The sequence below is a fragment of the Actinacidiphila paucisporea genome (assembly GCF_900142575.1).
In the GTDB taxonomy this organism is placed as follows: Bacteria; Actinomycetota; Actinomycetes; order Streptomycetales; family Streptomycetaceae; genus Actinacidiphila; species Actinacidiphila paucisporea.
In genome coordinates, this window is the sequence record NZ_FRBI01000012.1 from 95,115 (window position 1) to 107,017 (window position 11,903).

The 11,903-nt window shown below is 74.0% G+C and carries 14 protein-coding genes; 8 read left to right on the forward strand and 6 right to left on the reverse strand.

Annotated elements, in window-relative coordinates:
* Positions 1–7: 7 nt before the first annotated feature.
* From hydA to BUE44_RS19255, 3 genes are read right to left on the reverse strand one after another with little or no spacing between them, the layout of a single operon-like run.
* Positions 8–1,414, reverse strand: coding sequence for a dihydropyrimidinase (gene hydA, locus BUE44_RS19245; protein WP_073500098.1), 1,407 nt, complete (start codon positions 1,412–1,414; stop codon positions 8–10).
* Positions 1,411–2,766, reverse strand: coding sequence for an aspartate aminotransferase family protein (locus tag BUE44_RS19250; RefSeq protein WP_073500101.1), 1,356 nt, complete (start codon positions 2,764–2,766; stop codon positions 1,411–1,413). The genes hydA and BUE44_RS19250 overlap by 4 nt, the downstream gene beginning before the upstream one ends.
* Positions 2,767–2,770: 4 nt before the next feature.
* Complete coding sequence (locus tag BUE44_RS19255; RefSeq protein WP_073500103.1) at positions 2,771–3,613, reverse strand: nitrilase-related carbon-nitrogen hydrolase; 843 nt, start codon at positions 3,611–3,613, stop codon at positions 2,771–2,773.
* Positions 3,614–3,980: 367 nt separating this feature from the next.
* Between BUE44_RS19255 and BUE44_RS37525 the strand changes: the two genes are divergently transcribed.
* The 5 genes from BUE44_RS37525 to BUE44_RS37915 all read left to right on the forward strand — a co-directional run bounded on the left by BUE44_RS37525 (position 3,981) and on the right by BUE44_RS37915 (position 6,700).
* A complete protein-coding gene (locus BUE44_RS37525) occupies positions 3,981–4,691 on the forward strand; it encodes a hypothetical protein (protein WP_159450272.1) in 711 nt (236 codons plus the stop codon).
* A gap of 25 nt (positions 4,692–4,716) precedes the next feature.
* Positions 4,717–5,493, forward strand: a complete 777-nt coding sequence (locus BUE44_RS19265; RefSeq protein ID WP_073500108.1) for a bestrophin-like domain — start codon at positions 4,717–4,719, stop codon at positions 5,491–5,493.
* Between the two features lie 53 nt (positions 5,494–5,546).
* Positions 5,547–6,056, forward strand: coding sequence for a DoxX family membrane protein (locus BUE44_RS19270; protein WP_073500110.1), 510 nt, complete (start codon positions 5,547–5,549; stop codon positions 6,054–6,056).
* Between the two features lie 67 nt (positions 6,057–6,123).
* The gene (locus BUE44_RS19275; RefSeq protein WP_073500112.1) at positions 6,124–6,480 is read left to right on the forward strand and encodes a PRC-barrel domain-containing protein; all 357 of its coding nucleotides are present in this window, start codon (positions 6,124–6,126) and stop codon (positions 6,478–6,480) included.
* 52 nt (positions 6,481–6,532) lie between these two features.
* On the forward strand, positions 6,533–6,700 hold the full coding sequence (locus tag BUE44_RS37915; protein ID WP_200804460.1) for a hypothetical protein: 168 nt from the start codon (positions 6,533–6,535) through the stop codon (positions 6,698–6,700).
* A gap of 51 nt (positions 6,701–6,751) precedes the next feature.
* Here BUE44_RS37915 and BUE44_RS37530 read toward each other — a convergent pair whose 3' ends face one another.
* Entirely contained in the window at positions 6,752–8,068 is a 1,317-nt protein-coding gene (locus tag BUE44_RS37530; RefSeq protein WP_073500114.1) for a hypothetical protein, read from the reverse strand.
* 135 nt (positions 8,069–8,203) lie between these two features.
* Here BUE44_RS37530 and BUE44_RS19285 point away from each other — a divergent pair, with 135 nt between their 5' ends.
* The 3 genes from BUE44_RS19285 to BUE44_RS19295 all read left to right on the forward strand — a co-directional run bounded on the left by BUE44_RS19285 (position 8,204) and on the right by BUE44_RS19295 (position 10,085).
* On the forward strand, positions 8,204–8,704 hold the full coding sequence (locus BUE44_RS19285) for a MarR family winged helix-turn-helix transcriptional regulator (RefSeq protein ID WP_073500116.1): 501 nt from the start codon (positions 8,204–8,206) through the stop codon (positions 8,702–8,704).
* Entirely contained in the window at positions 8,701–9,258 is a 558-nt protein-coding gene (locus tag BUE44_RS19290) for an isochorismatase family protein (protein ID WP_073500118.1), read from the forward strand. The genes BUE44_RS19285 and BUE44_RS19290 overlap by 4 nt, the downstream gene beginning before the upstream one ends.
* Before the next feature lie 65 nt (positions 9,259–9,323).
* Positions 9,324–10,085 (forward strand): hypothetical protein, encoded by a 762-nt coding sequence (locus BUE44_RS19295; RefSeq protein ID WP_073500121.1) that lies wholly within the window; start codon positions 9,324–9,326, stop codon positions 10,083–10,085.
* On the opposite strand, the gene BUE44_RS19300 is transcribed toward BUE44_RS19295, so the two are convergent.
* A complete protein-coding gene (locus tag BUE44_RS19300; RefSeq protein WP_073500123.1) occupies positions 10,054–10,806 on the reverse strand; it encodes a ZIP family metal transporter in 753 nt (250 codons plus the stop codon). The two genes, BUE44_RS19295 and BUE44_RS19300, sit on opposite strands and share 32 nt — an antisense overlap.
* A 47-nt stretch (positions 10,807–10,853) precedes the next feature.
* The gene (locus BUE44_RS19305; protein WP_235002266.1) at positions 10,854–11,813 is read right to left on the reverse strand and encodes an SGNH/GDSL hydrolase family protein; all 960 of its coding nucleotides are present in this window, start codon (positions 11,811–11,813) and stop codon (positions 10,854–10,856) included.
* Positions 11,814–11,903 lie beyond the last annotated feature (90 nt).

Here is an 11,903-nt window from a genome sequence, read left to right on the forward strand (position 1 = left end):
CGGGTGGCTACAGGTACTGGCAGATGCCGCGCGGGGTGTACTGGCCGTGCCCGGCCCTGCCGACGAAGGTGCGCCCCTCGATGACCGGGACGCCGCGGGAGAGCACGGTCTCGACCCGGCCGGTGAGCTTGCGGCCCTCGTAGGCGGAGTAGTCGACGTTCATGTGGTGGGTGCTCGCGGAGACGGTCTGCTCCGCGTGCGGGTCGTAGACCACCACGTCGGCGTCGGCGCCCGGGGCGATGGTGCCCTTGCGCGGGTAGAGGCCGAACATCCGGGCGGGCGCGGCGCAGGCGATGTCGATCCAGCGGCGGCGGGTGATCTGCCCGTCGACCACGGCCTGGTGGAGCAGGTCCATCCGGTGCTCCACCCCCGGCATGCCGTTGGGGATCTTCGAGAAGTCGCCCCTGCCCATCTCCTTCTGCCCCGAGAAGCAGAACGGGCAGTGGTCGGTGGACACCACCTGGAGGTCGTCGGTGCGCAGCCCCCGCCACAGCGCGGCCTGGTGCTCGCGCGGCCGCAACGGCGTGCTGCACACGTATTTGGCGCCCTCGAAGTCCGGCTCGGCCAGGTTGTCGGTGGACAGGAACAGATACTGCGGGCAGGTCTCGCCGAAGACCGGCAGGCCCAGGTCGCGGGCGGCGGCCAGTTCGGCGACGGCCTGCTCGGCGGAGACGTGCACGACGTAGAGCGGCGAGCCGGCCACCCGGGCGAGCTGGATGGCGCGGTGGGTGGCCTCGGCCTCCAGCAGCGCGTGGCGCACCTCGCCGTGGTAGCGGGGATCGGTCCTTCCCGCGGCGAGCGCCTGCTGGACCAGGACGTCGATGGCGATGCCGTTCTCGGCGTGCATCATCACCAGGCCGCCGTTGCCCGAGGCGCGCTGCATGGCGCGCAGGATCTGCCCGTCGTCGCTGTAGAAGACCCCCGGGTAGGCCATGAACATCTTGAAGCTGGTGACACCCTCCTCGACCAGGGTGTCCATCTCGGCGAGCGTCTTGTCGTTGACGTCGGCGACGATCATGTGGAAGCCGTAGTCGACGGCGCACTGGGCGTCGGCCTTGGCGTGCCAGTCGTCGAGTCCGGCCCGCAGCGACGCGCCCACGCTCTGGATCGCGAAGTCCACGATGGTGGTGGTGCCGCCCCAGGCGGCGGCCCTGGTGCCGGTCTCGAAGGTGTCGGAGGCGGTGGTGCCGCCGAAGGGCATCTGCATGTGGGTGTGCCCGTCGACGCCGCCGGGGATGACGTACTTCCCGGTGGCGTCGATGACGGTGTCCGCAATCCAGCCGGCCGCGGTGTCGCTGTCGTGGGCGGCGAGCGCGGCGATCCTGCCGCCCTCGATCAGGACGTCGGCGTGCATCTCGTCGGCGGCGGTGACGACCAGGCCGCCGCGGACGACGGTACGGGTGCCGGTGCTCATAGGGTGACGCCTCCCGTGCCGGTGGTCTGCGGGCTCTCCAGTGCGGTCTGCGCCGCCTTCAGCGCCGCTTCGAGTGCGGCGGCGCCCTCCTCGGCCTCGGCGACGCTCAGCGACAGCGGCGGGGCGATCCGCAGCACATTGCCGGCCCTGCCGCCCTTGCCGATGAGCAGGCCCTGCTCGCGGGCGGCCTCCAGGACCAGTCCCGCGGCCTGCGCGGACGGCTGGTCGGTGCCGGGCACGACCAGTTCGACGGCCAGCATCAGGCCGCGCCCGCGCACCTCGCGGACCACGCCGAGGCCGGCGGCCACCGACTCGAGCCGGGCCTTGAGCAGGCCGCCGACCCGGCGGGCGTTGCCCTGCAGGTCGTGCTCGATCAGGTAGCCGAGGTTGGCGAGCGCCGCCGCGGCGGTGACCGGGCTGCCGCCGAAGGTGGAGATCGAGTTGGCGGTCAGGCAGTTCATCACCTCGGCGCGGGCCACCACCCCGCCCATCGACATGCCGTTGCCGACGCCCTTGGCGAAGGTGAGGATGTCGGGCGGCCCGGCCTTGCCGTGCGCCTGCCAGCCCCAGAAGTGCTCGCCGGTACGGCCCCAGCCGGTCTGCACCTCGTCGGTGATCCACAGGATGCCGTGCCGGTCGAGCACCTGCTTGAACGCCGCGAACAGCCCGTCGGGCGGCATGGTGAAACCGCCGACGCCCTGCACGGGTTCGGCGATCAGCGCGGCGACCTGGCCGCCCGCCTGCCCGAGCACGTCCTCCAGGTCGGCCACGCAGGCGGTGATGAACTCGGCGTCCGACAGGTGCGCGTACGGCCCGCGGGTGCGCACCCCGCCGTGCACGTAGAGCGTCTGCAGCGGGGACAGGCTGGTCGGCGACCAGGCCGAGTTGCCGGTGATGCCGATCGCACTGAAGGACCGGCCGTGGTAGCTGTTGCGCAGCGCCAGGATCTGGTTGGAGCGGCGGTAGGACGTCGCCAGCAGCAGGGCCGTGTCGTTGGCCTCGGTGCCGGAGGTGGTGAAGAAGACGCGGGCGTCGGGGATGCCCGACAGCCGGGCGATCCGCTCGGCCAACTCCACGGCCTGGCTGCTCAGATACAGCGTCGAGGAGTGCAGCAGCCTGCCGGCCTGCTCGGCGACGGCCGCGGCGACCTCGGGCAGGGCGTGCGCGGTCATCGTGGTGAGGATGCCGCCGAAGAAGTCCAGGTAGCGGTTGCCCTCGGCGTCCCAGACGTACCGGCCCTCGCCGTGCGTCAGCTCGATCGGCTGCGCGTAATAGGTCGCCAGCCAGTCGGGCAGTACCGCGCGGTGCCTGGCGTGCAGCGCGGCGTGCGCGCCTGCGGTCTCGGTGGCCATCGGCTCAGGCCTCCGTCAGGTCGCCGTAGGCGTCGGGCCTGCGGTCGCGGTAGAAGGCCCACTGCTGGCGCACCTCGTCGATCACGCCGAAGTCCAGGTCGCGGACGAGCAGTTCCTCCTTGGTGTCGGAGGCGGTGCCGTCCACGAACTGCCCGCGCGGGTCGACGAAGTAGCTGGTGCCGTAGAAGTCGTTGTCGCCGTACTCCTCGCGGCCGACCCGGTTGATCGCGGCGACGAAGTATTCGTTGGCGACAGCGGCGGCCGGCTGCTCCAGCTGCCACAGGTACGCCGACAGGCCGCGGCTGGTGGCACTCGGGTTGTACACGAGCTGGGCGCCCGCGAGGCCCAGCGCGCGCCAGCCCTCGGGGAAGTGCCGGTCGTAGCAGATGTAGACGCCGATCCTGCCGACCGCGGTGTCGAAGACCGGCCAGCCGAGATTGCCCGGTTTGAAGTAGTACTTCTCCCAGAAGCCGGTCACCTGCGGAATGTGGTGCTTGCGGTACTTGCCGAGGAAGCTGCCGTCCGCGTCGATGACCGCGGCGGTGTTGAAGTAGACGCCCGGCTGCTCGATCTCGAAGACCGGCACCACGATCACCATGCCGGTCTCCCGGGCCAGTTCCCGCATCCTGAGCACGGTCGGCCCGTCCGGCACCGGTTCCGCCCAGCGGTAGTGCTCGGCCTCCTGCACCTGGCAGAAGTAGGGGGCGTTGAAGACCTCCTGGAAGCCGATCACCTTCGCGCCCTGCGCGGCGGCGGCCCTGGCGTGTTCCTCATGCTTGGCGATCATCGTCTCGGTGTCACCGGTCCAGGTCGCCTGGACCAGCGCGGCACGCACGACATTGCTCATGACAGCAGCTCCTCTGACGTGACGTCACGTCGGTTCTACGCACGTAGATCCCCGCCGTCCGACGAACGTAAATCCCTTGCCCCACTCTGACAAGGCCCCCGCCGTTACCGCCTGACGTCACCCATGTTTCGGCCGCGCCCGACCCATACGGCGCACTGGCGGGCCGGTGGCTTGAACCCGCTCATGCCGCCGGCGGCGGGCGTTCGAGGGGAGGCTCCTGCGACGGCCGGGGCGCGTGGGGGACCACGGCGGGCCGCGCCGGGACGGGCGGCGCGAATCGAACGGCGGCCGCTGGCCGATGCGTACTTCCCGCCAAAGTCCGCCATTCGGCTGACCTGGTGGGATATGCCCATTTACCGTACTGGTCGTGAAAGCAGGACGTCGTACGCGGATGCTGCTGGCTGCCGCCGGCCTGGCGGCGCCGCTGCTGGCGCTGCTGCCGGCCGGGCCCGCGACGGCCACCGGCGGGGCGACGGTGACCGTCGGCTGCGCGCCGGGCGCCGGGTGCGGGGTCCTGGTGGTCAGCTGCGGGCCTGACGGGCGCGTGACGGCCGTCGTGCGGTTGAGTGCCGTGCCGGTGCTGCCGATCGGGCTGGTGACGGTGGCCGTCGGGGGGCCGTGCGGGGTGGCGACGGCGCCGCCGCCTCCCCCTCCCATGACCCCTCCCCCGCCGCCTTCGACGGCGCCCACGACGGCGCCTTCCGCGACGGCGCCGAGTACGGCCCCCGCGCCGTCCGCCACTCCGGCGGCGCCGTCGCGGCCCGTACCGCCGGTCGCGGCCCGCACCGCGGAGCCCGCCGCGAGAACCTCGCCGCACCCGGCCACCGCCGGCGCCTCCGCCACCGCCGCGCCCACCGCCGCGCCCACCGCCGCCGCCACCAGCGGCCCGCCGCCGTCCGCCCCGCACGGCTCCGCCGGCACCGCCGGGCAGGCACAGGCGCCACCACCGCTCGCCGGCGAGCCGTACGACCGTGCGTCCGGCGACACCGCGCGCTGGTGGCTGCTGACGATGGCCGTCGTCGTCCTGCCCGCCGTGCTCGCGGCACTCCCGCACCGCCACGTCCGGCGCCGGCGCTGAAGCCCCACCGACCCCTGGGAGCCCCATGTCCCCCTACACCCTCCCCCTGCTGTCCACCCTCGGCGGCGCCGCCTTCGCCTTCTGCCTCGGCCGCTTCCTGGGCACTGGCCGCGTCACCACCGACGGGGAGTACGGCGGGCAGGCGCTGTCCCTGATCGGTGCGGTGCTGCTCAGCTCCTTCATCCTGCTGACCGGCTTCCAGGTCGCGGGGAGCTGGTCGGCGCTCAGCAGCGCGCGCAGCGGTACGTACGACGAGGAGCGGGCGCTCACCGACACCTACTGGGCCGCGGGCGGGCTCGCCGCCGCCGACCGTACGGCCGTGCGCGGGCTGCTGCGGCAGTACACCGCGGACGTCCGCACCGCGGAATTCCCCGAGCTGGCGCACGGGCGGACCAGCCCGGCGGCCTGGCAGGCGCTCGACCGGGTCCGCGCGGCCGTGCGCACCGCGGCCGCCCCCCGCCCTGACCAGCAGGTGGCGAAGGCAGCGGCCCAGTCCGCGCTGGCGACCGTGTACGAAACGCGCACCGATCGCGCTGCCGCGGTCAAGGCCGGCATACCCCGGATCATCTGGCTCGCGATGGTCCTCTCCGGCGCGTTCCTGATCGCCTTCCCCGCGGTCCTCGGCCTCACCGCCACCGCCCGCCACCTCGCCGCCCACTCCTTCGCCGGCGCCGCGGTCGCCTTCGCGATCGTGCTGGCGGCCCAGCTCAACCACCCGTTCCGCGAGCCCTTCGGCGTCACCAGCACGGCTTTCGCCTTCGCCGAGACCCGCTTCGACCAGATGGACGGCCAGCAGCGGTGAGCCGTATGGGGGCAGCCACGTGTCGGGGGGCGCCGCCGGGGAAGACGATCGGTATGGCCGTACTGAGGAAGTTCGCCCGCCCCCTGCTCGCGTCGACCTTCGTCGTCGGGGGGTATGCGGCGCTGCGCAGCCCCGACGCGCAGGCGCCGGACGTGACGCCGACCGCGCTGCCGCTCACCGAACGTGTGCTGCGGCTGCCGCAGGACGCCGAGCAGCTGGTGAGGATCACCGGCGCCGTGCAGCTGGGTGCCGGCGGGCTGCTGGCGCTCGGCCGGCTGCCCCGCGCGGCGGCGCTGGCGCTGTCGGTCAGCCTGCTGCCGGCCGTCCTGGCGGTCGAGCCGTGGTGGACGATCGACGACCCCGACGAGCGGGCGCGGCAGCGCGCCCGGTTCTTCGCCGTCCTGTCGGCGCTCGGCGGGGTGCTGCTGGCCGCCGCCGACACGCACGGCAAGCCCTCGCTCGCCTACCGGACCCGGCAGGGCACCCGGCACGCGGCGGACGGTCTCGCGGACGGCGTGCGGGATCTGGCGGGCGGCGTACGCGACAGGCTCCCGATCAGCTGAGCCGGGCGGTCCGGGGAAGGCTGGGAGCAGAAGCCGGGGCGGTCCGGCCGGGCGAAGGGACCGAAGCATGATCCATATCGGGGACATCCGCGAGTGGCGCAACGAAGAAGTCGTCGATCCCGCAGGCCACAGGATCGGGATCCTGGAGTCCGTCTACGTGGACACCAGCACCGACGAGCCCGCGATGGCCACCGTCCGGGTCGGGATGCCCACCCGGCACCGGCTGGTCTTCGTACCGCTGGACGACGCGCAGGTCGGGCCGGGCTATGTGAAGGTCGGCTACGACAGGGAGCTGGTCAAGTCCGCGCCGTCGATCGGCACGGACGACGTCCTGCCCGCCGAGGACGAGCCCGCGGTCTTCTCGCACTATGGCCTCACTTACAAGCCGGGGGCCAACGGCGAGCGGCAGCTCGCCCGCCGCTGACCCCGCCGCGGGCCGTGCCCGCGCCGGGACGCACCGAGGAGGTGTCCGCGTCGTGGTTCTTTTCCTGCTGCTGATCATCGTGGCGATGGTGCTCGGCCTGATCGGCGCCGTCGTCAACGGCCTGCTCTACCTGCTGGTCATCGGCATCCTGGTCTTCGTCGCCGACCTCGCCTATCTCGCCCGCCTCGTCCGAGGTCCGGGCCGCCGCCCCGTGCGCTGAGGCCTGTCCGGCAGGTCCCGCCCGGTCGGCTCCAGGGCCCACCCCCGGCTCTCAGCGGCCTCCGCGGTGCAGGGCCGCCGCCAGGTCGCGGTGGCAGGGCGGGGAGACGCGGGCGGCCGCGGCCAGCAGCGGGTCGGTGAGGGCCGGGCGGGCGCGGGCCACCGCGGCCGCCGCTTCCGCGCTCCGGCCGCGGGCCACGGTTTCGAGGAGCTCGCCGGCCTCGGCCGTGCGGCCGCCGCTGTGCAGGAGGTCGGCCACCACGGCGACGTCTCCCGCCGCGCGCGCGGCGACCTGGTGCAGCAGCGTGCGGGAGTGCGGGCCGCGCCCGGCGGCGGCCAGCGCGTTGACCGCTTCCGCGACCGGCTGCGGCGGCAGCGCCGCGATCTCCCAGAGCAGGGTCGCCACGTCCGCGGCGAGGCCGGTGCGCTCCAGTTCCCGTACGACGTAGGGCAGGCGGTCGGCGGGGCCTTCCGCGGCCGCGGCCAGGACGAGGTAGGCGGCACCGCTCTCCCCTGTCCGGCGCAACTGGCCGAGCCTGGCGGCCTCGGCGCGCGCCTCGGCGGTCCACCGGGGGTCGTCGGCCGGCCTCACGGGCTCCGGCGCCGGTTGCGGCGCACCGGCGAAGCGGGCCCCGCGCGGCATCCGGGCCGCGGGGGCCTCGCGTACGGCGGAGCCGGCGGCCGGGGGCGCGGGCTGCGCGTCCGACCGGGGCGCACCGGCGAAGCGGGCACCCCGCGGCGCGGCGGCGGACCCGTCGTACTCCCCCGCCGGGGGCGCCGCGGGATCCGCACCCGAGGGCGCGGGCCGCGCGTCCGACCGCGGCGCCCCGGCGAAACGCGCACCGCGCGGCGCCGACTGCGTCGGCGCACCCGGTGGCTCGACCGGGGCGGGGGCGGGTGGAGCGACGGCGGCAAGCCGTTGGTGGAGGGCCGTGCAGCGTGCGGTGGTACGAGTCAGGTCGTCCCGGGTCCAGGCGAGCGACTGGGCTCGGGCGGAGGTGGGGTGGCGGGCGTAGGCGCGGGCGGACTCGCGCGCGCGGGCGGCCGCGGACTCGCGGGCCCGGGTGGCCTCGTCGAGGCGGGAGCGCAGCCGGGCGGCGGCGCCGGGCGCGGCGTCCTCGGCCGCGAGGGCGGCGCGGTGCAGGGCGTACGCCCTGGCCGCGATGGACGGGTCGATGTCGCCGGCACCGGAGTTGACCGCGAGGTCCCGCAGGATGGTCCTGACCACGTCCCAGGGCGGGATCTCCCGCCCGGTCTCGTGGTCGCGGGCGGCGCCGGGTTCACGCTGGGCGTACAGGCCGTACCAGCCGGGCCGTTCGCCGAGCGCCGCCACCAGGGACCGGAAGTAGTACGTGAAATCCGCCGTCACCGAAGCCTCCCGACCGGCATTGGACACCCGGTGCGTTACGGCGCTGCTACGGACGGTTTTCGGGCGGTGACAGAATCCGCCGCCGATCGACAGGCAAACTTGTCAGTTGTCCTGTCGGACTCCTACGGTGGGGGCATGCCGAGAACCGACCCCGCGCGCACCGCGGACGAGCTGACCACGCTGGTCGCCCAGCTCGGCAGGCGGCTGCGGGCGGCGTCCGCGGCGGCCGAGCTGACCCCCTCGCAGCAGTCGGTGATGGGGCGGCTGGGACGTCAGGGTCCGGCGACCACGGCCGGGCTGGCCCGCGACGAGCTGGTCAGGCCGCAGTCGATGCGGCTGACGCTTGCCGCCCTGGAGGAGCGCGGGCTGGTCGCGCGCGCCCCGCACCCGACCGACGGCCGGCAGGTGGTCTTCTCGCTGACCACCGAGGGCGCCGGCCTGCTGGGCTCCGGCCGGGCGGCCCGCCGCGGCTGGCTGGCGGAGGCGATCGACACCGGGCTCACCCCGGACGAGCACCGCGCCCTGGCCTGCGCGCTCCCGCTGCTCCGCCGGCTGGTGGAGTCGCCGCACGCCCCCCGGCACGACCCACCGCACCACCCGCACCACCCCGATCCCACAGGAGATGTCCCGCGATGAGCGCCACCACCCTCGACCCCCGTACCGCCCTGGTCGTCATCGACCTGCAGGCGGGCATCGTCGCCCTGCCCACCGCCCACCCGGCGGACGAGGTCGTCGCCCGCAGCGCGCGGCTGGCCGCCGCCTTCCGCAAGGCGGGGCTGCCGGTGGTGCTGGTGAACGTCACCGGCATGGCGCCCGGTCGCACCGACGGCGGCCCCGGCGGCAGTGTCGCCTTCCCCGAGGGCTGGGCCGACCTGGTCGGCGAGCTGGACCGGCAGCCGTCCGACATCACCGTCTCGAAGCAGCAGTGGGGCGCCTTCTACGGCACCGGGCTGGACCTGGAGCTGCGCCGCCGCGGCGTCACCCAGATCGTGCTGTGCGGCATCTCCACCAGCATCGGGGTGGAGTCCACCGCCCGTGACGCGTACGAGCACGGCTACAACGTCACGGTGGCCACCGACGCGGTGACCGACACCGACGCCGCCGCGCACGAGCGCTCGGTCGCGACGATCTTCCCGCGGCTCGGCGAGACGGGCAGCACCGCGGACATCCTGGCCCTGCTCCCGGCCTGACCGGCCGCTCGCGGCGCGGCCCCACCGTAGTCGGCACCGCTCGAACACCGCTACGATGCCGCGCCATGAGCGACGACCTCCGCAACCTCGTCCTTGGCCTGGCCGCTGCCGCCGTCTGCGTGGCGCTCGGCTGGTTCGCCCGCGGCTACCTGTGGCAGCGCAGGCTGCACCGCAAGCAGCGCTTCTTCGGGCTCCCCAAGGACTCCGAGTGCCTGCTGGTGGTGCCGCGCGACCCGGGGTCGCGGGGCTGGAGCGTGGCGCGGCACGACGCCTTCGCCCTGCTCGAACTGGCCGCGGTGATCGGCGACTGCGGGGCGCACTCGGAGGTGCTCGCGCACGACACGGCCTGGCAGGGCTTCGGTGCGCGCACCGAGTTCTGCATCGGCGGGCCCGCGGAGAACCTGCGGCTCGCGGCCCATCTGCGCTCCATGCTGCCGGGCGTCGAGATCAACGTCGATCCGGCGCCCGGTCCCGAGCAGGGCGCGATAACCGTCGGCGGCGAGACCTACCGGCTGGAGAAGGGCGCTGTCGAGCACGTCCTGCTGGCCCGGCTGGCGTCGGCCGGCGACACCGGCAACGACCGCCCGGTCTTCCTGTCGTCGGGCCAGCGCGGTATCGCCAACCAGGCCGCCGTCAGGTACCTGGCCAGGCACCACGTGCGGCTGGCCCGCAAGCACGGGGTGGACGCGACCTTCTGCCTGCTGCTGCGGGTGGTGAACTCCCAGGCGTACGGCTCCGACGTGGTGGAGCTGGTGGCCGACGTGACCAAGCCGGCCGTCGGGACGTCCAGGAAGTTCAGTCAGCGAGACCGATCACCAGCCACATGATGCCGGTGCCGGCGACCGTGCACAGCAGCGTGGATGTGGACGGGTGCGGGCTGTGCGCCTCCGGGAGGATGTCGGAGGTCGCCAGGTAGAGCAGGAACCCGGCGAAGAAGCCCAGGTAGAGGCCGAGTGCCCCGGACGGGATGGTGAAGGCCAGCGTCACTGCCGCCCCGGCCACCGGGGCGATCGCGTCGGCGCCGAGCAGCATCTGCGCCCGGCGCCTGCCGTTCCCGTACATCCGGGTGATCGTGTACGTGTTGAAGCCGTCGGCGAAGTCGTGTGCCACGACGGCGATGGCGACCACGATGCCGACGGTGTTGCCGGCCTGGAAGGCGGCGCCGATCGCGAAGCCGTCCATGACGCTGTGCCCGACCAGTGCGGCGGCCGCGGTGATCCCGATGCCCTTGACCGGGTCGTGCGCGTGCCCGTGGCCGTGCGCGTGCGGGGCGTACTCGCCCTCGTGGGCGCGGTGGATGGCGACCGAGCGCTCGATGATGTGCAGCGCGAGGAAGCCGGCGACGAACATCAGCAGCGCCGAGGGCACCCCGAAGACCACCCTCGGCTGGGTCTGCAGCGCCTCGGGGAGCAGATCGAATCCGACGACGCCGAGCATCAGCCCGGCGGCGAGTCCGAGGACGAGGTGGCGGCGGTCCCCGATGCGCTGGGCGACGACTCCGCCGACGAGGGTCATCGCGAAGGCGCACGCGGCTATCAGGACCGGCATGGATCGATGATCCATGACGCCGCGCGCGCCCGCGACTCAGGGTCGCCTTACCTGCGGGAACGGTCCGCGTCGGCGACCTGGGCGGCCACGGCCTGCGCCATCACCCGCTCGCCGGTGGCGTTGGGGTGGGCGGGCGCGGCAGGCGAGGCGGGCACCAGCGGCTCTATCCAGCGGTCCGCGGGTGCCTTGCACATGTCGTGGCCCACGGTCGGCCGGTAGGTGTCGACGTATTCGGCGCCGCCGAAGAGCGCCTCGATCCGCAGCATGGCGTTGAGCTGCTTCTCGGTGTCCCGCAGGTAGGGGAAGTCGCCGGCCGCGAAGGGCACGGCGGGGAAGCAGCCGACGCCGTCGTCGGGCAGCAGGTCGGGGTAACCGACGACGACGACCCGGGCGTGCGGGGCCTGGCGGTGCACGGCCCGCAGCACCGCGGCGATCTTCGGCGCGGTCTTGACCACGTTGAGGGTGAGCTGGTCGAAGCCGCCCGCCCGGTAGTGGTCCTTGCAGGGGCTGCCCGCGGGGGCGGTGACGCTCAGCCCCGCGCAGGTGGCGATGATCGAGCCGAAACCGATGTCGTTGCCGCCGATCTGCACGGTGACCAGGGTGGTGTCCCGGGTGACGGCGTCCAGCTGCGGGCCGTTTGTGCCCTGTGCCTGCCACATCTGGACGGTGGTGGCGCCGCCGCAGCTGACGTCGGTGAAGCTCGCGTACCGCCCGGCGGCGGCGACCAGGGACGGGTAGTTCTCGTTCGACCTGGCGCAGTTCGCGTCGACCTGGGTCGGTATGGCGGGGCCCGAGGTGTACGAGTCGCCGAGCGCCACGTAGTGGACGGCCTTGCCGTGCCCGTCGCCCTGGTGCCCGGCGGGGTGGGCGGCGGCCGGGGTGACGGCCGCGGCGGTCAGCGCGAGGGCTCCGCCGAGCGCCGCCGCCCCCAGCCCCACCGCCCTGCGGCGCACCCCCGCGCCCCGTACCCCGCTCCTGCTGCTGCCCATGCCAAACCTGGCGGCCATGTGGCCCCTCCCCTGCGTCGACGCTGACGTCGATCAGGCTCGGGGCCGTGGGGAGCGGTGTCAATGGGCCGGACGCCGCAAAGTTACCCG

Bases quoted from the DNA above. Each gene is read 5' to 3' on its own strand.
- BUE44_RS19255 (WP_073500103.1), bottom strand. From the start codon at position 3,613: ATGAGCAATGTCGTGCGTGCCGCGCTGGTCCAGGCGACCTGGACCGGT.
- BUE44_RS19285 (WP_073500116.1), top strand. From the start codon at position 8,204: ATGCCGAGAACCGACCCCGCGCGCACCGCGGACGAGCTGACCACGCTG.
- BUE44_RS19250 (WP_073500101.1), bottom strand. From the start codon at position 2,766: ATGGCCACCGAGACCGCAGGCGCGCACGCCGCGCTGCACGCCAGGCAC.
- BUE44_RS19275 (WP_073500112.1), top strand. From the start codon at position 6,124: ATGATCCATATCGGGGACATCCGCGAGTGGCGCAACGAAGAAGTCGTC.
- BUE44_RS19295 (WP_073500121.1), top strand. From the start codon at position 9,324: ATGAGCGACGACCTCCGCAACCTCGTCCTTGGCCTGGCCGCTGCCGCC.
- BUE44_RS19270 (WP_073500110.1), top strand. From the start codon at position 5,547: ATGGCCGTACTGAGGAAGTTCGCCCGCCCCCTGCTCGCGTCGACCTTC.
- BUE44_RS19290 (WP_073500118.1), top strand. From the start codon at position 8,701: ATGAGCGCCACCACCCTCGACCCCCGTACCGCCCTGGTCGTCATCGAC.
- BUE44_RS19265 (WP_073500108.1), top strand. From the start codon at position 4,717: ATGTCCCCCTACACCCTCCCCCTGCTGTCCACCCTCGGCGGCGCCGCC.
- hydA (WP_073500098.1), bottom strand. From the start codon at position 1,414: ATGAGCACCGGCACCCGTACCGTCGTCCGCGGCGGCCTGGTCGTCACC.
- BUE44_RS19305 (WP_235002266.1), bottom strand. From the start codon at position 11,813: ATGGCCGCCAGGTTTGGCATGGGCAGCAGCAGGAGCGGGGTACGGGGC.
- BUE44_RS19300 (WP_073500123.1), bottom strand. From the start codon at position 10,806: ATGCCGGTCCTGATAGCCGCGTGCGCCTTCGCGATGACCCTCGTCGGC.